The 21,261-nt window shown below is 66.0% G+C and carries 25 protein-coding genes; 10 read left to right on the plus strand and 15 right to left on the minus strand.

The features are described 5' to 3' along the window. Positions 1–5: 5 nt before the first annotated feature. A complete protein-coding gene (locus tag AC1DGP_RS03760; protein WP_441504721.1) occupies positions 6–656 on the plus strand; it encodes a TetR/AcrR family transcriptional regulator in 651 nt (216 codons plus the stop codon). 67 nt (positions 657–723) lie between these two features. On the opposite strand, the gene AC1DGP_RS03765 is transcribed toward AC1DGP_RS03760, so the two are convergent. From AC1DGP_RS03765 to AC1DGP_RS03775, 3 genes are read right to left on the minus strand one after another with little or no spacing between them, the layout of a single operon-like run. Further along, a complete protein-coding gene (locus AC1DGP_RS03765) occupies positions 724–2,001 on the minus strand; it encodes a c-type cytochrome (protein ID WP_441504722.1) in 1,278 nt (425 codons plus the stop codon). Between the two features lie 5 nt (positions 2,002–2,006). Beyond that, the gene (locus AC1DGP_RS03770) at positions 2,007–2,552 is read right to left on the minus strand and encodes a (2Fe-2S)-binding protein (protein WP_441504723.1); all 546 of its coding nucleotides are present in this window, start codon (positions 2,550–2,552) and stop codon (positions 2,007–2,009) included. After that, complete coding sequence (locus AC1DGP_RS03775; protein ID WP_441504724.1) at positions 2,549–2,956, minus strand: very short patch repair endonuclease; 408 nt, start codon at positions 2,954–2,956, stop codon at positions 2,549–2,551. Before AC1DGP_RS03775 ends, AC1DGP_RS03770 begins: the two co-directional genes overlap by 4 nt. Before the next feature lie 269 nt (positions 2,957–3,225). On the opposite strand from AC1DGP_RS03775, the gene AC1DGP_RS03780 reads away from it, so the two are divergent. Beyond that, entirely contained in the window at positions 3,226–3,579 is a 354-nt protein-coding gene (locus tag AC1DGP_RS03780) for a patatin-like phospholipase family protein (protein WP_441504725.1), read from the plus strand. A 262-nt stretch (positions 3,580–3,841) separates the two neighbouring features. Here AC1DGP_RS03780 and AC1DGP_RS03785 read toward each other — a convergent pair whose 3' ends face one another. Then, positions 3,842–4,624 (minus strand): hypothetical protein, encoded by a 783-nt coding sequence (locus AC1DGP_RS03785; protein WP_441504726.1) that lies wholly within the window; start codon positions 4,622–4,624, stop codon positions 3,842–3,844. Positions 4,625–4,741: 117 nt separating this feature from the next. Further along, positions 4,742–4,987, minus strand: coding sequence for a hypothetical protein (locus tag AC1DGP_RS03790; RefSeq protein ID WP_113518228.1), 246 nt, complete (start codon positions 4,985–4,987; stop codon positions 4,742–4,744). A 211-nt stretch (positions 4,988–5,198) separates the two neighbouring features. On the opposite strand from AC1DGP_RS03790, the gene AC1DGP_RS03795 reads away from it, so the two are divergent. The 6 genes from AC1DGP_RS03795 (at position 5,199) to AC1DGP_RS03820 (ending at position 8,106) form a co-directional block, all read left to right on the plus strand. Then, positions 5,199–5,342: a hypothetical protein gene (locus tag AC1DGP_RS03795; RefSeq protein ID WP_441504727.1), complete on the plus strand. Its 144-nt coding sequence runs from the start codon at positions 5,199–5,201 to the stop codon at positions 5,340–5,342. Position 5,343: 1 nt separating this feature from the next. Continuing rightward, positions 5,344–5,658 (plus strand): hypothetical protein, encoded by a 315-nt coding sequence (locus tag AC1DGP_RS03800; protein ID WP_441504728.1) that lies wholly within the window; start codon positions 5,344–5,346, stop codon positions 5,656–5,658. A gap of 5 nt (positions 5,659–5,663) precedes the next feature. Next, the gene (locus AC1DGP_RS03805; protein WP_441504729.1) at positions 5,664–6,209 is read left to right on the plus strand and encodes a hypothetical protein; all 546 of its coding nucleotides are present in this window, start codon (positions 5,664–5,666) and stop codon (positions 6,207–6,209) included. Positions 6,210–6,212: 3 nt separating this feature from the next. Then, positions 6,213–6,389 carry a hypothetical protein gene (locus tag AC1DGP_RS03810; RefSeq protein WP_441504730.1) on the plus strand — a complete coding sequence of 59 codons (177 nt, stop codon included), beginning with the start codon at positions 6,213–6,215 and terminating at the stop codon, positions 6,387–6,389. Between the two features lie 174 nt (positions 6,390–6,563). Continuing rightward, positions 6,564–7,568, plus strand: a complete 1,005-nt coding sequence (locus AC1DGP_RS03815; protein ID WP_441504731.1) for an ABC transporter substrate-binding protein — start codon at positions 6,564–6,566, stop codon at positions 7,566–7,568. 193 nt (positions 7,569–7,761) lie between these two features. Beyond that, the gene (locus AC1DGP_RS03820; RefSeq protein WP_441488667.1) at positions 7,762–8,106 is read left to right on the plus strand and encodes a hypothetical protein; all 345 of its coding nucleotides are present in this window, start codon (positions 7,762–7,764) and stop codon (positions 8,104–8,106) included. Between the two features lie 41 nt (positions 8,107–8,147). On the opposite strand, the gene AC1DGP_RS03825 is transcribed toward AC1DGP_RS03820, so the two are convergent. From AC1DGP_RS03825 to AC1DGP_RS03865, 9 genes are all read right to left on the minus strand, one after another. After that, on the minus strand, positions 8,148–9,140 hold the full coding sequence (locus AC1DGP_RS03825; protein WP_441504732.1) for a succinylglutamate desuccinylase/aspartoacylase family protein: 993 nt from the start codon (positions 9,138–9,140) through the stop codon (positions 8,148–8,150). Between the two features lie 149 nt (positions 9,141–9,289). Further along, positions 9,290–10,285, minus strand: a complete 996-nt coding sequence (locus AC1DGP_RS03830; protein ID WP_441504733.1) for an ABC transporter ATP-binding protein — start codon at positions 10,283–10,285, stop codon at positions 9,290–9,292. After that, positions 10,278–11,258, minus strand: coding sequence for an ABC transporter ATP-binding protein (locus AC1DGP_RS03835; protein ID WP_441504856.1), 981 nt, complete (start codon positions 11,256–11,258; stop codon positions 10,278–10,280). The genes AC1DGP_RS03830 and AC1DGP_RS03835 overlap by 8 nt, the downstream gene beginning before the upstream one ends. Before the next feature lie 11 nt (positions 11,259–11,269). Continuing rightward, positions 11,270–12,091, minus strand: coding sequence for an ABC transporter permease (locus AC1DGP_RS03840; RefSeq protein WP_441488670.1), 822 nt, complete (start codon positions 12,089–12,091; stop codon positions 11,270–11,272). 8 nt (positions 12,092–12,099) lie between these two features. Then, on the minus strand, positions 12,100–13,035 hold the full coding sequence (locus tag AC1DGP_RS03845; protein WP_441504734.1) for an ABC transporter permease: 936 nt from the start codon (positions 13,033–13,035) through the stop codon (positions 12,100–12,102). An 88-nt stretch (positions 13,036–13,123) separates the two neighbouring features. Next, positions 13,124–14,710 (minus strand): ABC transporter substrate-binding protein, encoded by a 1,587-nt coding sequence (locus tag AC1DGP_RS03850; protein ID WP_441504857.1) that lies wholly within the window; start codon positions 14,708–14,710, stop codon positions 13,124–13,126. 148 nt (positions 14,711–14,858) lie between these two features. Then, a complete protein-coding gene (locus AC1DGP_RS03855) occupies positions 14,859–16,523 on the minus strand; it encodes an amidohydrolase (RefSeq protein ID WP_476831721.1) in 1,665 nt (554 codons plus the stop codon). Between the two features lie 171 nt (positions 16,524–16,694). After that, the gene (locus AC1DGP_RS03860; RefSeq protein ID WP_441504736.1) at positions 16,695–18,182 is read right to left on the minus strand and encodes a M81 family metallopeptidase; all 1,488 of its coding nucleotides are present in this window, start codon (positions 18,180–18,182) and stop codon (positions 16,695–16,697) included. A gap of 222 nt (positions 18,183–18,404) precedes the next feature. Next, entirely contained in the window at positions 18,405–19,532 is a 1,128-nt protein-coding gene (locus AC1DGP_RS03865) for a saccharopine dehydrogenase family protein (protein ID WP_441488674.1), read from the minus strand. A 119-nt stretch (positions 19,533–19,651) separates the two neighbouring features. On the opposite strand from AC1DGP_RS03865, the gene AC1DGP_RS03870 reads away from it, so the two are divergent. Both AC1DGP_RS03870 and AC1DGP_RS03875 read left to right on the plus strand, forming a co-directional pair. After that, on the plus strand, positions 19,652–20,083 hold the full coding sequence (locus AC1DGP_RS03870; RefSeq protein WP_043239300.1) for an Lrp/AsnC family transcriptional regulator: 432 nt from the start codon (positions 19,652–19,654) through the stop codon (positions 20,081–20,083). Positions 20,084–20,175: 92 nt separating this feature from the next. Then, a complete protein-coding gene (locus AC1DGP_RS03875) occupies positions 20,176–20,400 on the plus strand; it encodes a hypothetical protein (protein WP_441488675.1) in 225 nt (74 codons plus the stop codon). 159 nt (positions 20,401–20,559) lie between these two features. Here AC1DGP_RS03875 and AC1DGP_RS03880 read toward each other — a convergent pair whose 3' ends face one another. Beyond that, positions 20,560–21,183 (minus strand): alpha/beta hydrolase, encoded by a 624-nt coding sequence (locus AC1DGP_RS03880; protein WP_476831722.1) that lies wholly within the window; start codon positions 21,181–21,183, stop codon positions 20,560–20,562. Positions 21,184–21,261 lie beyond the last annotated feature (78 nt).

Genomic DNA, 21,261 nt, shown 5'->3' on the forward strand with positions numbered 1-21,261 from the left:
CCTTGGTGACACATCCATCCCGTTACACGGCGCGCGTGACTGCCCAGAGCGAGAATGCGAGCCGGCGGCAGGACGGCATCGAGCCGCTGCAGGAGATTCTCGCGGTCGCCCGGCGGCTGTTCACGACCATTGGCTACCAGAAGACCACGGTCGCGGAGATCGCGGCCGAACTCGGCAAGAGCCCGGCACATGTCTACCGCTTCTTTGACAGCAAGAGGGCCATCAACGAGGCCGTGGCCGAGCTTTTGCTCAGTCAGATCGGCGACGAGCTCGCGGTGATCGCCGCCGGACAATCGTCCCCTCCCGAGCGTCTTGCCGCCTTCCTGCTTGCGCTCTCGGAGCTCAGCGAGCGGCATTTCATGACCAATAGCCGCGTGAACGACATGGTCGAGGACGCGATGGCTGAAAGCTGGGGCGTCTGTCTTCGCTACATCCAGCGCGTCGAAGGCCTGATCAGGACAATCGTCGAGGACGGCCAGTCTTCAGGCGATTTCAGCGTCGAGGATGCGGCAGCCGGGGCAGCCTGTGTGAAGACGACCATGGTCTGCTTCATGCACCCGACGATGATGGCGCTGAGCGCGGAGCATGCGAGGCCCGAGATCGAACAGGTCATCGCCTATGCATTGCGGGGGCTCGGGGCCAAGCCCCGGCGCTGAGGAACGAAGCCCGCGCCGACCTGAGTGCCCAGTTCGTCGCCCGCAGATTGCGCAGACGGCTGGCCGATTAGCGCAGCCGCCGGATCTCTTCCACCGTCACGGTCGGCTTCTGGCCGCCCCAGTTCGCCCGCAGCCAGTTGGAGAGGTCGGCGACCTCCTGGTCGCTGAGCTGCGCGGCAAAGCCCGGCATGGGCTGCATCCGCTCGAGCCCGGGGAAGCGCTGGGCCGGAATGCCGGAGAGGATGACCCGGTTCAGGTTGCGCGCATCTGCCAGCCGCAGCGAGGCGTTGGTCGCCAGCGGCACCACGACATGCGGGATGCCCTGCCCCTCGACGCCATGGCAGCTGGCGCAGACGGCGAGATAGGTGGCGCGGGCCGATGCTGCGGTCCCGGCGGCAACGGCAACCGGCTGAGGCGGCGCCGGCGGGGTCGCGCGCTCCGGCAGTGTGTCGAGATCGAACAGATAGGCCGACATCGCCGCAAGGTCGTCGGAGCTCAGATATTGCGTCGAGAAATGCACGACCTCGAACATCTGGTTGGTCATGGCGCCCTGCGCCGAGATGCCGGATTTCATGAAGTTTGCGAAGACCAGAGGATCGAAACCCATGCGCGTCAGCCCGGCCTTGGTGATGTCGGGCGCGACGATACCTTCCAGCTCCGAGCCCTGGAGATAGGCGCTCTCCTTCATGCCCATCGTCAGGTTGCGCGGCGTATGGCATTCGCCGCAATGGGCGAGCGCGTCGGTCAGATAKCGGCCGCGGTTCCAGGCCTCCGAACGCCCGGCCACCTCCGTCCCGGTGTCGCCCGACAGGTTGACGAGGTTCCAGAAGGTCAGCCCTTGCCGGATATTCATGGGAAACGGCAGGTGGTTGGCGCGGTTTGCCACCTTCATCGGCTCGCGGCTCATCAGGAAGGCGTAGACCGCGTCGACATCCCCGGCCGTCAGCTTGCGATAGGAGGCATAGGGCATCGCCGGATAGAGATGGCCGTTCTTGCCGACGCCGTCGCGCACCGCGCGGTGGAATTCGGCGCGCGTCCAGGCGCCGATGCCGTGCTCCTTGTCGGGCGAGATATTGGTCGAGTAGATCGTCCCGAACGGCGTCTCGAAGGGCAGCCCGCCGGCCCAGGGCGCGCCGCCCTTGGTGACATGGCAGGCATAGCAATCGGCGGCGACGGCGACATAGGCCCCGCGCTTGACGAGCCCCTTCATCTGCTCCGCCGTCAGCGGCTGCTCGATATCCCGGGAAACGACGCTGCGCTCCAACAGGCCGAGGAAGACGGCTCCCGCCGCGAGCGCACCGATGAAGGCGACCGTCAGCACGGCCAGAAGCAGCTTCCTCGCCATGCGCGCTACGCCTTCACCAAGCCGGGTGTCCTGAGGACGAGATCGCGCACCGCCTCGAAATAGCGGACATAGCCGGTGCAGCGGCAGATATGCCGGTCGAGCGCCTCGCCGATCACCTGTTCCAGCGCCTCGCGCCGGACCGGGTTGCGCTTCAACTGGTCGAGCAGCACCGTCGCACCGGTGACGAAGCCGGGGGTGCAGTAGCCGCATTGGAAGGAGAAATGCTCGATGAAGGCCTGCTGGACCGGTGAGAGCTGTGTAATCGCGCCAGTGGCGTCGCGCCTGGCCTGGCCCTCCACCGTCCTCACCTTGCGGCCAGTGAACCAGTGGGCGCCGGTGATGCAGGTGCGCATCTCCTCGAGCGAGCCGTCGCCCTTCTCGACGATCACGGTGCAGGCATGGCAGATGCCCTGGCCGCAGCCCATGCGCGAGCCGGTCAGGTTGAGATACTCGTAGAGGAAATCCTGCATCATCATCGTCTCCGGCACGTCGATGGGACCGACGGCCTCGTCGTTGATGGTCAGGGAGAGCGTGCGGGTCGCGATGGTCATGCCAGCGCCTCTCGGATTTTCTCGGGCGTGATCGGCAGGCTGTAGAAGCGCTTGCCGATGGCGTGGGCGACCGCGTTCACGATCGCCGGCACGACCGCGATCATCACCACCTCGGCCATGCCCTTGGGCGGATCGGTCTCCGACAGCGGCGGCAGGATTTCGGCCGGGCTGTAGGCGAGCCGGCAGCCAGGGTGACGGTGCCAGAAGCATCCGTGGACGAAGACGACCGCGCGGTGGCGGGGCAGCACGACGTCGGGGCGCCCCGGGAGCCCGGCGCAGTGCAGCCGAAAGCGCAGGCCGAGCCGGTGGATGGCGGAGCGGAGCGCCACCTCAGGCGCGGTATTCCGGCCACGGATCGACGCCATCATCCTCGAGCGGGTCGTTGAATCAACAATGTCGGCCATGGCGGACCCCGTTGCGGACGAATACCGCCCGCAGTGCAATGCTGAGCCACATTATGGCCACACGATCAACGGCGGCGTGGCGGCCGCGGGATGTCCAAAAAACCCGGGCGCCGCGGCTTCCGGCCTGTGTCCGCGCGCCCACGACGTCGGTGACCGTCGCAGCCGGTCGCCCAATAGCCGGGGATGTCGAAACGATTCGTGCAGGAACGGCGGGTTCACCGCGTGAAGTAGCGCCGTGCGAATACCACCGGTCAACTGCGCAAGCCACTATGGACGCGCTCGCCAGCTCAGCCGCGCACCTCGCCTTCGAGGGCTGGCACGGCGAGCCGTGGATCTTCAAGACCCCGCACCATCCCGACTACAAGCGCGATCGGGTCGAGCGCATGGTGAAGGTGGGCCTCTCGACCGCCGCGGCCCCGGCCTACTTCGAAGCCCTGCCGAACAATGGCTACGTGATGGTCGATGGCGGACTTTGGGCGAACAACCCGATCATGAACGCGCTCGTCGACGCCTTGGCCTGCTGCGACCTCGACCGGGCGCAGGTCGAGATCCCGAGCCGGGAGATCGCAAGGACCTTCTTTGCCAGCGACGTTGCCTCCGATGTGTTCGTAACGGCGGCATGAAGGTGAAGAACTTCGCTCTGAAATCGGCCTGGGCACCGCGATTGGTCCCAATGCCGCCTGACAGTAGTTCGAGCGTAATCAGCCAACTCTCAGGAAGCGGATGTTCCTAGCAGCGGCAATGAGCCAACACCGGCTGCCGCTGAAGTATCACTCCCAGCAGCGGACATCCAAGAAGCCGGCTCTGGGCCTACTCCGGTCACCAGACACCGCTCCTCAAGAGTCTCCGATAAATTGACGTCCCCATTGCCCTCCCCGCGCGCCCCTAACTCAGCCCCGCCCGCCCGGGATCGAACGCCCCTACCGCCGCCTTGATCTCAAGCATCCTCGCCATCGCCGGCGGCCTTTTCAGCCTGCCGCTGGCATCGTCCCCCACGGTTCCGCAGACCGGCAGGATGCTGATCTCGTCGTCCATGGCGATCGCGGTGAGGCCGAAGCTGTAATCGGGGAAGCGCGCCTTGAGATGAGCGAGCAGGCGAGGCTTGGCCGCGCCGAACTCCGCCTCCCGGCCGAGCGGCGGGAAGATGACGAACTGCGTGGCGTGTTCGAGCCCCTCGGTCCAATGGCGGTTCATGCGCTCCTCCTGAAGCTCGGCACGAGGGTGATGGTCGTGCCGAGCCCGCCGCGCTCGCGGCAGGCCGAGCAGGAGAGCCGGTTGTCGGGGGCGCATCAGGGTCCGCGTGCCCTGCCCGATCACCTCCTGGATTGCGCCCGGCCAGATCCGCTTCGTGCGCCCGCAATCCTCGCATGGAATGTCCAGCAACGCCCCCGCCCTGATCTCCAGCAGCCGCGCCATTGCCGGCGGCGTCTTCAGCCCTCCGCTGGCATCCTCGCCCACGAGACTGAGGCTGGTCCGGATGCGCTCACGGAGGGCGCTTCGTGCCTCGCCGGACAGGCCAAGCGTCTCGCGCATGAAGCCCCGGAAGAACGGTGCAAACGCCAGGGGTGTCTGATCGATCGGCGGGATGCTGCTGCATAGCTGCGGCATATGCCGGGGCACATGCTGCAGCATGTGCTGGGGCATTGCCGCGGCAGATGCTGCAGGCATGCCAATCACAATCACAATCACATACAACAGTATCTAACGATCCTGTTGTAGGGCGCGCCAGGGCGCCGCCGGCCATGTTCCGATCCTGGGTTGCCTGACGTCGGTTCGCTGGAATCGTCATGCGCTCCTCCTGAAAATCGGCACGAGGTTGATGTTCTTGCCGAGGCCGCCGCGCTCGCGGCAGACCGAGCAGGACAGCCGGTTGTGCAGGCCCATCAGGGTGCGCGTCCCCTGCCCGATCACCTCCTGGATCGCGCCCGGCCACATCCGCTTCGTGCGCCCGCAATCCTCGCATTGGATGTCCAGCGACGCGACGTAAGACAGTTCGGGCCGCTCACCACTTCCCGAATAGGCCAGGCTCATCACACATCCCTTCTGTTCGTGTTATGTTCTCATTTAAGCCAGAGGGCGGAGGACAAGTCGAGTCTCGATCGACGGTGCGCCCCGGGCGATTTCGATAACTTTCATTATTGACACGATGATAATTTAAGTTATCGTTCCAGTATCGAACGGAGAGGCGCGCCGCCCATCGGGCTGGCAGCGCCCTCCCCGGAGGGAGAGCGGGATGACGGGGATGAGCGAGATCAGTTTTGTCAGCACGGACGGCGATCGCGAGACCATCCGGCGGAGCGGCGAACGCGCTGGCGCGGCCGGGCAGCCAGCGGCTGACCTCTCGCCGCGCTGCGCCAAGCCCGCGGCCACGCTGCCGGGGGCCTGAGATGGCCCGCAACTTCCCGGTGAGTATCGAGACGCTGGAACTCGGTCATGACGACCGGTCGGAGGGGTTTTACGAGCTGGTGGTCGGCACCGATGCGGAGGCCACCTTCTTTGATCTCCAGGCGATGACCAGCGACGGCAAGACGGTGCGCTCCGGGGAATGGCGCTGGGGCATGGTGCAGGAATGGATCGCGATCCAGGCGCTGCGCAAATTCAGCCAGCTGCATGAGGCGATGATCGAGGCGACCAGCCCCGATGCCCGCGCCGCAGCCTATGCCGATTTCACCCGCGCCCGGCGCCTTGAGGCCGCGGAGTGAGCGCCATGGCGACGACCAGCCTTTCCAAACCCATCGCCTCCGAGGATTCGCAGATGACCCCGATCGCCATCAGGGAGGCCTTGCGCACGATTGCGGGGGAAGCCGGGCCGGCGGCCTGGGCCGATCTCTCGGTCAGCACGGAGCATCCGGATGAGTCCGCCGTGCGCGGCGTGCTCTACCCCGGGGGGATCGCTGCCGGCCATTGCATCCATGGCCGGGGCCCAAGTTTTGCCGAGGCGCTGGAGGATCTCCGCAGCAACTGGGCGCAGGCCCGTTCGCTCGCGGACACAAACAGCATCCGCAGGATGGCGCTCGCGATCATCGAGATCACCGGCGACCAGGGCGAATGCGCTGATGCGGCGCTGCGCGGCGCCGGCTTCGACCAGCAGCAGATCGCGCGCCTTGGCGCGCTGGCCTGCGCGGAAGCGACCCGGCTCGCGGCCGGCGGGCCGTTCCGGATCATCACTATCACGGGCGCGAATGCGCAAGCCGCCGGCCTGCCAGTGCCGTTCCGCGCCGACATCACCCACGCACTGCCGCTTGGAGGCTGACCGATGGCACCGACCATCCTGGAATATCTGATCGCCGCGCTGGTCGCCCTGATCCTCCTGGGGGCGCTGATGATGCTGTTCATCCGCGTGCTGTTCTGGAAGCCGATCCCAGACGAGGACTGGTCGCAGCACGGCGACGAGCGCCGGTTCGACCAGCGCTATCGCGATGCGGGCGAATGAGCGCGGCGCGACGGGTCCCCCTGGCCATTCCGGCGGCGCGCCGCAACCGCGGCCCCCGGCAGGGTTTGCTACCAAACGGCGCATTGATGCGTATGATGGGGAGCCGCTCGTGTCCGGCCGATCCGTCGACGAGAGGCCTGCTCCTGCTCAAGGCTGAGACCTGTGGAGTGACCGATGAAGCCAAGCTGGCGTCTCGCTTTCAGCCCCGTCCTCCTGGCCGGCCTTGTTCTGTTGGTCAGCCTCGTTCTTCCCGGCAATTCCGCCCATGCGCAAACGGGGCGCAAGCCCGCCCGGATCGGCTGGATTTCCCTGTTTCCGCTGGCTCAGGTCGAGAGCTATCTTGGCGCCTTCCGAAGCGGCCTCGCGGCCGAAGGCTATATCGAGGGCCGGAACATCGAAGTCCTCGCGCACTCGGCCGACGGGAATCCGGAACGGCTATCGGCCGTCGTCGACGAGCTCATCGGCCTCAGGCCCGATGTGATCATCGCTCAAGGCACGGCCATTTTCGGCCTGCGGGGGCTGACCGAGATCCCCGTCGTCTATGGCTTCAGCGGCGACCCCGTCGCGGCTGAACTCACCGACAGCCTGGCCCGCCCAAGCCGGAACCTGACGGGCGTCAGCTTCATGGCGATCGAGTTGAACGAGAAGCGGCTCGATCTCCTGCGGATGGCCGCGCCACAGGCCAGGAGGGTCGTCCTCATGGGCGACCCCGTCCATCCCGGCGCCGCGCTCGAAATCGCCGCGTCCCAGGCCATGGCACGCCAGCTCGGGATGGAGCTTCGGTGGGTTCCGACGCGCAATGTCCAGGAGGTCGGCGACCTGCTTGCAAGCCTCGCCGGGCATCCGCCGGACGCGCTCGTGGTGCTGCCTGACAGCGTCATGCTGCAGAGCCAGAAGCAGATTGCCGCGTTCGCCTCGGCGCACCGGATCCCCGCCCTATCCGGCTGGAGCACGTTTGCCCGCAGTGGCGGGCTCCTGACCTTCGGTCCTCGCCTCGAGGAGAGCTTCAAGAGGCTGGCCTATTATGCCGCTCGCATCCTCAAGGGAGCCAAGCCCTCCGAGCTGCCGGTTGAACGATCCTCCGAGTTCGAACTCGTGCTCAACCTCAGGACGGCAAGGCAGATCGGTCTGATCATACCCGATGCCTTGATCGCCCTGGCCGACGAAATCATCGACTGATCTCGCAGCGAGGCTGCCACGCAGGTGAGGCCGACCCGAAGCGGGCACGTGCCGATGCGCGTGGCAAGACTGCAACGGCTCCCGGCCGTATCAAGGGCCGCGTCGTATATCCCCTGAAGCCGCTTTGAAAATCGACAGTTGCACCGGACTATGCTGAGCTTGTCGCTGTCGGGTCGCGGGGGCTTGAGTCGCCATGAGAAGTCAGGCCTTGCTCGCGCTGGCGTTGGGGGCCGCCCTGTCGGGCTGCGCCAATTCCGTGCTGATTGATATTCCCGACGGCATCAACGCCCCGACCGGGCCGATCAAGTACTCGGTCGAGAAACTCGGCCTCTACAGCCATCTCCTGAAGATCCACACCAAGCGCGAGTTTGACGAGCCGCGCGCCTCGGTGGTGCTGCGCATGGATTCCTTCGCGAACCGCTATGCGTCGACGATCTGTCCATACGGTTTCGACTTCAACGACAATTCCGATCCGCCGGGCGGCCTGACCGACCGCCTGCTGCAGACCCAGAAAACCTATTCCTTCACCTGCTTCTGAGGCCGGGCAGAAGGCGGCGCCCCCCTGCCCGGCCGATAGCATCAGAGCGTTCTGGCGCTCTTCACCCCGAAATAGCAGATGCCTTCGCCGGGCTTGGCCGTCGTGCTCGGGAAGATGATGTAGCCGGCTTCCGGCGCGGTCACGGCCGCGCCATTGGCGCGGCGCGCGATCACCTGGCCCTTGGCGAGCGCGTCGCCGGTCTTCCAGTCGCCCTCGACCTTGTCGCCCTCGGCTTCGCAGATGATCACCTGCGTGATGTGGATGACGGTCCGGCCAGCGGTTGAAGGCGCCGGGGCATCGATCAGGCCGAGATGGGCGAGCGCGTTCAGGATCGCGGCATAGCCGATCTCGATCGAGGCCGGGTCGTCATGCGAGCCGCATTCGAGCGTCACGCCATAGCCGCCGGCAAAGCGCATATATTCGGTCGTGCCATAGCCTTCGGTGACCGAGAGGCGCGGCAGGTTCAGCTCCTCGCGGGCCGCGATCAGCCTGGCGTAATTGTCGAGCCAGCCATGGATCACCACCGGCACGCCGAGGCAGGCGGCAAAGGCGCCCTCGGCCTGCGCCTGGCGGAACGGCTCGAGCTCGCCCCGGTTGTCCTCGGGTCCGAAGAAGACGAAGGGCTCGCCCTCGCCCCGGAAGGAATGCACATCGAGCAGGACCTCATGCTGGCGCAGCAGCGCGCAGATGTGGTTGCCGATCCGGTCCTCGTAATTCGCCGGCAGCGGCTTCTCGCGCATGTCGCGGTTGAGGTTGCGGTCGCCCTCGCGGGTCTTCAGCCGGTAGGCCTTGGGGTTGGCGATCGGCAGGAAGGTGACCTCGCCGCGGCGAATGACCAGCTTGCCGGAGCGGCACTCCTCGATGATCCGGCGGATGGCGTTGGGTCCGCAGGTCTCGTTGCCATGGACGGCGCCGAGCACGATCAGTTTTGGGCCGGCGTTGAGGCCGGTGAAGCGGATGCTCTCGAGCGGGCCCTCATCGAGGCCAGCAGCGGCCTGAGCCGGGGCGGAATGGTTTGGCATGGGCTTGGCCATGGGTCTTGTCCTTCGGATGATCAATAATGCTGACGCGGTTAGATCATCGGACTGGAAATCGTATCCGGTCCGACGATCTAGTCCTTTGTGTTTGCATCGGCTTTGTCCCGAAAACCGCAATCCACTTTTCGGGCCGATGCTTAGGCCGCTCAGACCAGTTCTGCGGCCCTGATGCAGCGGACCTCGTGCGGGACTGCGTGCGCGCCACCGATCGAGGCCAGCGGCGGCGTCGGCAGGGCGCGGCAGCCCTCCCGCATCTCGGGGCAGCGCGGGTGGAAGCGGCAGCCGGAGGGCGGCTCCAGCGGGTTCGGCACCTCGCCCGACATTTTTACCGCCAGCCCGTGGTTGAACGGGTCGGGGATCGCGGCGATCAGCGCGCGCGTATAGGGGTGGCGCGGCTCAGTGAAGATCGTGTGCCAGTCGCCGGTCTCGACGATCCGGCCGAGATACATCACCGCGACGCGGTCGCTCATATGCTCGACCACACCGAGATCATGGCTGATCATGATGTAGGAGAGCGAGAGCGTGTCCTTGAGCTCGAGTAGCAGGTTGATGATCTGCGCCCGGATCGAGACGTCGAGCGCCGAGACCGGTTCGTCCAGCACCACGATCTTCGGCTTCAGGATCAGCGCACGCGCGATGCCGATGCGCTGGCGCTGGCCGCCGGAGAATTCATGCGGATAGCGCTCGGCCTGCTCCGCCCGCAGGCCGACATGGCGCATGATCTCGGCGATGCGGTCGTCGACCTCGCTCTTCGTCGTCACGCCATGCATGCGCAGCGGCGTTTCCAGCGTCCGGCGCACCGACTGGCGCGGGTTCAGCGAGGAATACGGGTCCTGGAACACCATCTGCGCGATGCGGGCGCGKGCCTTGCGGTCGACGCCGGGCGCCGCGATGTCCTGCCCGTCGAGAATGACGCGGCCGCGCGTCGGCGCCTGCAGGCCGAGGATCGAGAGCGCCAGCGTCGATTTTCCGCAGCCGGATTCCCCGACGAGCCCAAGGCATTCGCCCTTGCGCAGCACGAGATCGACACCGTCGACGGCATGGACGGTGCGGCGCTTGCCACCGAACAGCCCGCCGCCGAGATCGAACTTCACCTCGAGGTCCTCGACCTTGAGGATGGTCTGGTCGCCCGTGTCACTCATGATGATGGCACCTCACCAGGCCGTCCTGCGGCAACGGCGTCACTCCGGGATCCTGCGCCACGCAGATCTCGGTCCTGGCATAGCAGCGCGGGTTGAAGCGGCACCCGTCAGGAAAAGCCGTCACCGCCGGCACGACGCCGGTGATCTCCTTGAGCTTGTGGCGGCCATGGCGGGCGCGCGCACCCAGCAGCGGCAAGGAGGCGACGAGGCCCTTGGTATAGGGGTGGCTCGGCGTGCGAAAAACCTCCTGCGCCGGGCGCTGCTCGACGAGGCGGCCGGCATACATCACGCCGACGCGGGCGCACATATTGGCGATCAGGCCGAGATCATGGCTGATCATCAGCACCGCCGTGCCCTGCGCCGCCGAGAGATCGCGGATCAGGTCGAGGATCTCGGCCTGGACGGTGACGTCGAGCGCCGTCGTCGGCTCGTCGGCCAAGAGCAGGTCCGGCCGGCAGGCGAGCGCGATCGCGATCATCACGCGCTGGCGCATGCCGCCCGAAAGCTGGTGCGGAAAATCCTTGACGCGCCGGTCCGGCGCCGGGACGCGGACATTGGCGAGCGCCTCGACCGCCTTGGCTTCAGCCTCGTGCCAGGTCGCGCCCTTGTGCAGCACGAACATCTCGGCGATCTGGCGCCCGACCGGCGAAAGCGGGTTCAGCGCCGTCATCGGTTCCTGGAAGATCATCGAGATGGCGTTGCCGCGCAGCTTGCGCATCTCGCCCGCCGAGAGGTTCTGGATCTCGCGGCCCTTGAAGCGGATTGTGCCGCCGCCGATCGCGAGCGGATGCCTGAGCAGGCCGATCAGCGAGAGCGCGGTGATGCTCTTGCCGCAGCCGGACTCGCCGACGAGGCCGAGCGTCTCGCCGCGGCCGATGGTGAAGGAGACATCCTTCACCGCCGGGAAGCGCCTCGCACCGACGATCAGGTCGAGCCGCAGGTTCTCGACTTCGAGAAGCGCCTCGCCACTCATGCCCGTCCCATTCATGCGCGTCGCGCCCGTGACTGCGGATCGAGGATGTCGCGCAGGCCGTCGCCGAGCAGGTTCAGCCCGAGCACGGTGACGAAGATCGCCAGGCCCGGGAAGACCGAGATCCAGGGCGCGGTGGTGATCTGGTCGCGCGCATCCGAGAGCATGCTGCCCCAGCTCGGGAAGGGCGGACGGATGCCGAGCCCGAGGAAGGAGAGCGCGGCCTCGGCCAGCACCGCGCCGCCCATGCCGAGCGTGCCGATGACGATGATCGGCCCCAGGATATTGGGCAGGATCTGCGTCACCATGATGCGGATATCGCTGTAGCCCAGCACCTTGGCGGCCTGGACATAGCCCTGGTTCTTGAGCGAGAGCGTCGAGGCGCGCGAGAGCCGGCAGGTATAGGACCAGTTGGTCAGGCCGAGCGCGATCAGGAGGCTGGTCAGGCCGGGGCTCAGGATCGCCATGATCGCCAGCGCGAAGATCAGCGAGGGGATCGCCAGCATCATGTTGGTCAGGCCGCTGACCAGATCGTCCCACCAGCCGCCCCAATAGCCGGCCGACAAGCCGAGTGCGACGCCGATCACCGTGTTGATCAGCTGCGAGACGATGCCGACCGTCAGCGAGATGCGGGCGCCGTGCAGCACGCGGCTGTAGATGTCGCGCCCCTGCGCATCGGTGCCGAACCAGAATTCGCTGCCGGGCGGAACCTCGGCATTCATCAGGTTGGCGTCCATGACCGGGTCGGTATGGGCGAGGAACGGGGCGAAGGTACCGGCGACGACGACGGCCGCGAACAGCACGCCCCCGATCACGAGATTGGCTCTGAATTTCATCGGCACCCTCAGGTGTATCTGATGCGGGGGTCGATGATCGCGGCGAGAACGTCCACGAGCATGTTGACCAGCAGGAAGAACAGCACGATCACCAGGATGCAGCCCTGCACCACCGGGATATCGCGCAGCGAGACGCTGTCGACGAGCAGCGAGCCGAGGCCCGGCCAGGCGAAGAGCTTTTCGACCACGACGGCCTGGCCGATCACCGAGCCGAATTGCAGGCCGACGGTGGTGAGCACGATGACGAGCGCATTGCGCGCCAGGTGCCATTGCACGACGCGGCGCTCGCTCATGCCCTTGGACCGGGCGGTGCGGACGAAATCGGCATTCATGATCTCGAGCACGGAGGCGCGCGTGGTGCGGGCCAGCAGGGCGAGCGGGGCGACGCCGAGCGCAATCGAGGGCAGGATCAGGTTCTTCATCGCGCCGTCGCCATAGCCGAAGCTCGGCAGCCAGCCCAGGGTCAGCGCGAAGAGATACATCAGCATCAGGCCGAGCCAGAACTTTGGCAGGGAGAGGCCGGAAACGGCGGCCACCATCGAGACCATGTCGATCCAGCTGCCCGGCCGCAGCGCCGCCAGAAACCCCAGGGGGACGCCGATCGCGATCGCAAACAGCATCGAGGCGAAGGCGAGTTGGAGCGTCGGCCAGAGACGTTCGGCAATCAGGTGCCAGACCGGCTGGCGGGTGCGGAACGAGGTGCCGAGATCGAGCGTCACCAATTGCCCGATATATTTCACGAACCGGGTCGCGACGGGCTGGTCGAGCCCGAATTGCTGGTTCATGCGGGAGACGGCTTCCGCATCCATGACGGTGCGTCCGTCAGCCATCTGGCTGGAGGCGAAGCTGCCGGGGATGACGCTGAACAGTAGGAAGATCAGCGCCGCAACGGCAAGCAGAATCGGGATCGCCTGCAGCAGGCGCCGAAAGACATAAGACAGCATGCAGAACTCCTGGCCACGAACCCTTGGCCGCGAACTCTTGGCCGCGAACGCCCGGCAGCGAAGGCCGCCGGGCGCCGGGGTTTGGAGATTACTTCGCGGCCGGGGACGACGCGTCGACCCAGAGATCCTCGTAGTACTGCAGAGCGAGTTCCGTCGCGTTGGGCTGCAGGCCCTTCAGCCAGGGCTGATAGGCCATGACTGCCTTGTTGTAGTTGAAGAACCAGACCGGGGCGTCTTCATAGACGATGCCGTTGGCCTTCTTCAGCAGGTCGATGCGCTTGGCCGCATCGTCCGTCGCGGCGGCTTCGTCGATCAGCTTGTCGACGGCCGGGTTCTTGTAGGTGGTGTAGTTGCAGGCGCTCTGCGGGGTCGCGGAGTAGAAGCACTTCATCTGGGTCAGCGGATCGGGACCAGAGGTGTTCGACCAGATATAGGCCTGGAAATCACCCTTCGAGACGATGCCGCCGAGCGCCGAGCCTTCGACCGGCTTGATCTTCACCTTGACGCCGACCTTGGCCAGCATCGGGATCACGGCCTCGACGATCGGAACGCCCCAGCTCTCGTTCGGGGAAGCGGTCCATTCGAACTCGAAGCCATCGGGATAGCCGGCCTCGGTCAGGAGCTTCTTCGCCTTCTCCGGATTGAAGTCGTAGGGCTTCATGTCCTTGTCATAGGCCGGCGAGGAGAGTGGCAGCCAGCCGGTGGCGCGATAGGCCTTGTCGCGGACGAGGCGCTTGATGATCAGGTCGCTGTCGATCGCGTGATTGATCGCCTGGCGCACCCGCTTGTCGGAGAAGGGCTTGAAGTTCGGGTTCATGCCCATGTTGCGGGTGAAGACTTCCGCGACTTCGAGAATGCCCTTCTTCAGGTTCGGATCGGCCTGGTAGGCGACATATTGCGTCGGTCCCAGGATCGAGACGTCGATCTCCTTGTTGCGGAAGGCGATGTCGCGGGCAGCCGCCTCACCCATCGGCGAGATCACGACCTTGTCGGCATAGGGCTTGCCGGCCTGGTAGAACTTCTCCCAGCGCTCCAGCACCATGCGCGAGCCCGGAACATGCTCGACGAACTTGAACGGACCCAGACCGATCGGCTTGTTGAAGAAATCGGGTTCCTGCGCTTCCTTGGCCGGGAAGATCGAGGTGATCGCGGTGCGGAACAGGAAGCCGGGATCGGCCTTCTCGATCAGCGTGATCTCGAGGGTGAAATCATCGATCTTCTTCAGGCCGGAGATTTCCTTGGCCTCGCCCTTCTGGAATTCCTGGGCGCCCTTGACGCGCCGGACAAAGGCCGCGCCGGGATAGTTCTTCGTGGGATCCATCAGCCGGGTGTAGGTCCAGATGATGTCGTCAGCCGTCATCTTGCGGCCGTTATGGAAAAGCGCGTCGTCGCGCAGCTTGAAGGTGTGGACCGTGCCATCGGCGGAGGCGGTCACGCTCTTGGCGAGCTCCAGCACCGGCTTGTTGTTGGTCGAGTCCCACTTGTAGAGCGCGCGGTGCAGCGCGTTACCATAGATCTCGTCCTGGATCTGGTTCGAGACATGGCTGTCATTGCTGACGAAGGATGCGGCATAGGGCGCCGTGAAGCGGATCGTGCCGCCGCGGCGCGGTTCCTGCGCCTGGGCCGAGAACGCCATCGTCAGCGTCAGGGCAGTGGTCAAAGCCAGTCGTTTCAACACGTCAAATCCTCCCAAATTTCCCGTTGATCTTTTTGGTGGCGCCCCCCTTTTCAAGGGCGGCGCCGGTCAGTCCCGTACGGAACCTTACTTGGTTTTTCCGGTCTGTCTCCGTCGTCTAGCCGGCTGTCCCCGAGCAATTATCCGGTCAGGCATTCTGCGCGGCGCGGTCGAACACGACCTTGCCGTTCAGGATGGTGAGATCGCAGCGCGTGTCCTTCAGGATCTCTTCGGGCGCTGCGGTMAAAAGGTTGCGTGAGAACACGGCAACGTCGGCGAGATAGCCCGGCACGAGCCGGCCCTTCACGGCCTCCTGCTTCTGCGAGAAGGCGCCGAATTCGGTATAGGCCTGCAGCGCCTCGTCGATCGAGACGCACTGGGCCTCATCCATCACCGTGCCGCGCCAGGTCTTGCGGGTCAGCATGGTGTAGAAGTTCGGGAACGGATTGGGGTCGCAGACCGGTGCGTCGCTGCCCGTCGCCGGCTTCAGGCCGAGATCGAACCAGGTCCGCAAGGGGTAGCTCGACAGCGCCCGCTCCCGCCCGAGCACCTTCACATAGGCATCGCCGAAATCGTAGATGAAGACCTGCTGCGGGCAGGGATAGATGCCGGCCGCGACCATGCGTTCATGCTGCTCGGGCGTCGAGAAGCCGCAATGCTCGATGCGGTGGCGGCGGTCCGGATCGGGATGGGCGGCGAGCGCCTTCTCATAGGCCGTGATCAGCTGCTCGATCGCGGCATCGCCAATGGCGTGGCAGGCGAGCTGATAGCCCTTCACATGGGCGTCCATGACCTGGCGCTCGACATCCGCGTTCGAGCACATCTGCACGCCGGTGGTCTTGTCCTCGCCGAGATAGGGCGCGTTCATCCAGGCGGTGCGCCCGCCGGCCGAGCCGTCGAGGAAGAGCTTGACCGCGCCGACCATCAGCATGTCGTCGCCGGTGCCGGAGATCAGCCCGGCCTCGTAGCATTGCGGCACGACCGAGCGGCCTTCGTCGCCGAGCAGGGTCAGCCAGGTCCGCACCGGCAGGCGGCCGTCGCGCTTGGCGCGGTGATAGGCCGAGATCTCGCCGAAGGCGCCGCGCTGGCCGACCGCCGCATCCATGCAGCTGGTGATGCCGAGCGAGAGCAGGTAATTGCCGCCGCGTTCGATGCCGGTGACGAGGTCTTCCTCGGTCGGGCGCGGGATCGCGGCCCAGACCGGCGCGCGGGCGTTTTCCGCCAGCATGCCGGTGAGCCGACCGTTCTGCTGTTCGATCAGGCCGCCGGGCGGGGTCGGCGAGGCCTCGTCGATGCCCGCGAGCTCCAGCGCCATCGAATTGCAGATCGAGACATGGCCGCAGGTCCGGATCAGCATGACCGGATTGTTCGGCGCGGCGCGGTCGAGTTCCTCGCGATAGGGATGCCGGCCGGTATCGAGCTTGGTCTGGTCGTAGCCGCGCGACAGGATCCAGTCGCCGGGCTTGGTGCCGGCGGCACGCTTTGCGATGGCATCGAGCAGGGAGGCGAGATCGGGCGCGACCGCCGGGCGGGCGTCGACCCAGTCCATGGTCATGCCGAGCGAGACGAGGTGCAGGTGGGAATCGTTCAGGCCGGGCGTGGCGAGCCGGCCCTCGAGATCGATCACCTTGGTCCCGGGGCCGATCAGGGCGGCGATCTCGGCATCGCTGCCGGTGGCGAGCACCCTGCCCTGCCAGATCGCCAGGGCCTCGACGACCCCGTCCTCGCGGCCGCACCAGATCGGGCCGTTCCTGAGGACGAGATCGGCCTGCGGCCGGGCGCGGTGAGCCGGGGTTTGAGCGGAGAGCGTCATGGAAACTCCGAATTCATGTCAGGGCTTTAGTCCGAACGTCACGCCGGAGGCCAAAGCCCCCGGCTCGATCATCGGACCGGATTTCCTATTCGGTTCGATGATCTAACCTTCTGTGTTCGCATCGGTTTTCCCGAAAACCGCAATCCACTTTTCGGGCCGATGCTTTAGGCGCTAGATGTCGTCGAGCGGGAAGATCGGCCGGCGAACGCTCTTGTAGGGGCGCTCCTTGAAATTGCGCGTCGCCAGCGCGCCGGTATCGACCTCGACCACTTCGCGGGCGATCGGCTCGAAGGCGGCCCGGAAATGCTGCATCGACTTGACGATCACCGTCGATTTCCGCGTCGGGTCGACGCCGAGCGAGGTGAACTGCGCGAGGTCGGTCGCCTGGCCGTTATGGGTGATGATGACGAGCTCGACGCCGCCGATGCGCAGCATGACGCTGAGCCCGTAGCTGCGCCAGGCACCGCCGCCCATCGGGCCATAAGCGATGAAATGGCCGTCGGTGATCGAGACGACCCGGCCGGTGACCTCGAGCGGGCCGCCGCCCATGTTCGGATCGACCTTGCCGCCGAGCATCAGCGTCACGGTGTTGCCGACGCCGGCAGCCTGCGCCTGCAGCGCAGCCTCGCCGTCGCAGATCGCGTGGAAAGCGACATTCTCCAGGCCGGTGGCCAGGACCGCGCGCAGCAGGTTCGTGGCGTCGCCATAGGCGCCGGCGCCGGGATTGTCGGAATAATCGGAGATCACCAGCGGCTTGCCGGCCTTACCCTCGCCGTTCTGGCCCTCACCATTCTTCGCCTTCACCATGGCCTCGGCCACGGGCGTGAAATGGATCGAGGAGAAATGCCGCTGCTCCCAGGCATAATCCATCAGCTCTTCGGCGATGGCCTGGGCCTTGTTGCGGTCATTGGCGGTGACGACGACGGAGGGGCCGATATCGTGGACGTCGGCCGAGGAGAAGCCGGCCTGGACGCTGACGACCAGCGCCTCGCCCTTCGCCTCGAGCTCGTCGCCGCGGCGCAGCAGCTCCTTGAACGGGGGCGAGGTCGTGCGCCCGCCATCGAGAGCGTAGAGGATGGGCCGGCGGGCAACGGCGGCGGTCGGCGTGATCTCGCCATCCATCGCCTTCTGCAGCAGCTCGGCCGCCTGCCAGGTCCGCTCATACTGGTCGATATGCGGATAGGTCCGGTAGGAGATCAGCGCATTGGCGCTGTCGGCCATCAGCTGGGTGAGCGTCGCGTGCAGATCGAGCACCGCGACGACCGGAACGGAGGGGCCGACCTTGGCGCGGATGCGGGAGAGCAGCTCGCCCTCACCGTCATCGGAGCTTTCCGTCGCCATGGCGCCGTGGAGATGCAGCAGCACACCGTCGACGCCGGCGCAGGCCGCGACGATCTTGCCTGCGCATAGCTCGAAGGCCGCATCGGTGACGCGGCCTGAAGGGTTGGCATGGGCGACGATGGGGTGGGTCAGGCTCCAGCCGAACTTCTCGGCCGCCTCGAAGGCTGCGCCGAGCGATGTCCGCGTGCCGCTGAAAGCCGGGGGAATCTCGTTGTCGAGATAGAGGCCGGCGTTGCGAAAGACCTCTTCTCCGGTGAGCTGAACACTGAATGTGTTCGTCTCATGCATGAACTCTGCGACCAGAACGCGTCGTGCCATAATCCTCGTGTCCCTCCCGGACCCTTTTCGACTCTTTTTAACGGTCGTTCGGGTCTATGCCAGATGTGTATACAGCATGCGCTCCCTGCGTGGAGCGCCTGCCGTTCGTCGCAAGCGCGGCCTTAGGCCGCGCTGCGTCTGGACGAAATCGCCCAGACGCAGAAAACGTGATCGAACCTCATAGTCATGCGAAAAACCGTTGCCGCTTTTTCGCAGAATGCTCTAGGCCGCGCGGCTGCGCTCGATTTCGCCCTTGCCCGGGGTGCCGTCCTCGGCCCGCGCATAGGCCTTGCCGAAGCGGTTGGCGAGGAAGGAATCGAGCGTGATCTCTTCCTGGCGGACAAATCCCTGCTGCGGCAGCTTGCCCTGCGCCAGCATGTCCAGCACCGCGCAGATGCCCGAAGCGGTGGTGATCTGGATGGCGCTGCGCGTCACGCCGCCGACGGTCGCGCTGTAGACCTTGTTGGCATAGGTCTGCTGCAGCAGGCGGCCATCTTTCATGCCGCTGACGGTGACGAAGATCACCACGACGTCCTGCAGGGTGCTCGGCAGGGCGTTCTCAAAAATGTCCTTCAGCACGTCGCGGCGATCGGCCAGGCGCAGGTCCTGGAGCAGCGCCTTCATGATCGCGCAATGGCCGGGATAGCGAATCGTGCGGTAGTTCAGCGTCCGGACCTTGCCGGCCAGCGTCTCGCAGAGCGTGCCGAGGCCGCCAGAGGTGTTGAACGCCTCATAGGTGACGCCGTCGAGCGAGAATTCCTCGCGCTCTTCCATCGCCGGGACGAGGGTCAACTCGCCGTTGACGACCGCTTCGCAGGGTTCGCAATACTCGTTGATGACCCCGTCCGTGCTCCAGGTCAGGTTGTAGTTGAGCGCGTTGGAGGGGTATTGCGGCAGGGCGCCGACGCGCAGCCTGAGGCTGTCGAGCGTGTCGAAATCACGCGCCAGATCGGCGGCGACGATCGAGATGAAGCCCGGCGCCAGGCCGCATTGCGGAATGAGGGCTGCCTTCGCCGTCTTGGCGAGTTCCTTGACGCGCCTCGTGCTGGCGACATCCTCGGTCAGGTCGAGATAATGGACGCCAAGCGGGGCCGCGACTTCGGCGATCCGCGTCGTCAGATCGAAGGGGGCTGCGCTGAGCACGGCGAAACGGCCTTCGAGCAGGGCGGTCAGCGCCTCCTTGTCGGCGATATCGACCTTGCGGGTCGAAACCGTGGCGCTGGTGCGGATGCCGGCGAGCTGCGCCTCGGAGCGGTCGGCGACCGTGACGCGGTAATCCCCGCTGCTGCCGAGCATGTCGGCGATGGTCTGGCCGATCTTACCCGCGCCAATAACGACGATTTCCTTCATTGTGGCGCTCCGTGCGTTCGTTGATGTCCTATGCTGGCTGACGATTTCGTCGAATAGAAGCGGCCATCACGACGATTCATATGGGATTTTACGGCGATCTGCCGTAAGTACTCAGCATCATGCCGATCGACCGCACAGACAGACAGCTCCTTATCCTGCTGACCGAGAACGCCCGGGCGCCGGTGGCCGAGCTCGGCCGCCAGCTCGGCCTCTCACGCACGACGGTGCAAAGCCGGATCGAACGGCTGGAGCGGCGCGGCGTCATCACCGGCTACACGGCGCGGCTCTCCGACGAGCATGAGCGCGGGCAGGTCAAGGCCCATGTCCTGATCACCGCACTGACCAAGCTCGCTCCCAGGGTCGAGGCGGAACTGCGCCGCATTCCGGAGGTCCGGACCCTTCATTCGGTCAGCGGTCATTTCGACATGATCGCGATCGTGATCGCGCCGTCGATCGGCGAACTCGACGAGCTGATCGACCGGATCGGCGCGCTCGACGGTGTCGAGCGGACGATGTCGTCGATCATTCTCTCGACCCGCGTCGAGCGCTGAGCCCTCGCCTGCTCCCGGCAATCGCGCGCTCGTATCCCGCCACAATCAGGCGTACACTCACGACCAGGGGAAAACTGCGGTGGGAGAAGAAGATGGCAGGTGACGACCGTCGGCCACGCGTCTGGCATGACGTACACAGCGTGCAGGAGGCCCCGCGCGAAAGGCAGAAGGCCAGCGGGCGAATCGCAGCTGAAGAGGCTGCGGCACGCAAGAAGATCGAGGCCTTGCGGGCGCAGCGGCTGGCGAAGGAAGCAACTGAGCCGCCGCCCGAGCCCAAGCCGGCTGCACGCAGCAAGCCGAAGGCGACAGCGCCCTAGGACTGACTCGAACGGCAGCAGGGCCGTCATCCGGACGCCCGGGAGTTACGAGATTCGGCCCCGGATCCATCGAACGCCGCAGGGCGTTGCGACGGATCCGGGGTCTTTGTTTGTGCCGGAACGGCGCCCCCAATGCAGAGCGCCGATTCGCCGAGGCGTTCAGGCCTGGTCGAGCCAGGCGGTGAGCAGGCCGATATCGGCCTGCGACAGGCCATGGCCCGCCGGTAGGATGCGGTGCTCGACCGTCGCGCCATTGCCCGACAGAGTCGCGGCAAGCCGTGCGGCGTCGGCGGCCGGAATGATCGGGTCCTGCGCTCCCGACAGCATCAGCACGCGTTTGCCGGCGAGATCGGCCTTTGGTGGCTCCCGGAAGGGCGACATCGCCCGCAGCAGCGCCGCCCCGGCCAGCACCTCTGGGCGCAGCAACAGCAGGCTCGCCGCGATATTCGCCCCGTTCGAGAAGCCGACGGCAATCGGCGCGGCAAGATCATAGCGTCGGCGCGCATCMTCGATGAAATCCGCCAGCTCATGGGTGCGGCGGCTCAGATCGGCCTCGTCGAAGACGCCTTCGGCGAGCCTGCGGAAGAAACGGGGCATCGTGCCTTCCAGCACCTGGCCGCGCGGCGAGAGCAAGGCGGCGCCGGGCGCGACCATGCGGCCGAGCGGCAGCAGGTCATGCTCGTTGCCGCCGGTGCCATGGAGCAGCAGCAGGGGCTTGCGGGCGGTATCGCTGCCCGGCTCGAACGCATGGATGAAGGGTGTGGTCGCGACGGCGTCCAGCATGGGTCACTCCTCGATAATGCAGGGGACGGCCCTGCCCCGTCAGCGCGGCGAGGCAGGGCGTCTTGTTTGGTCAGGTGT

Source organism: Allobosea sp. 05T433 (assembly GCF_056396065.1).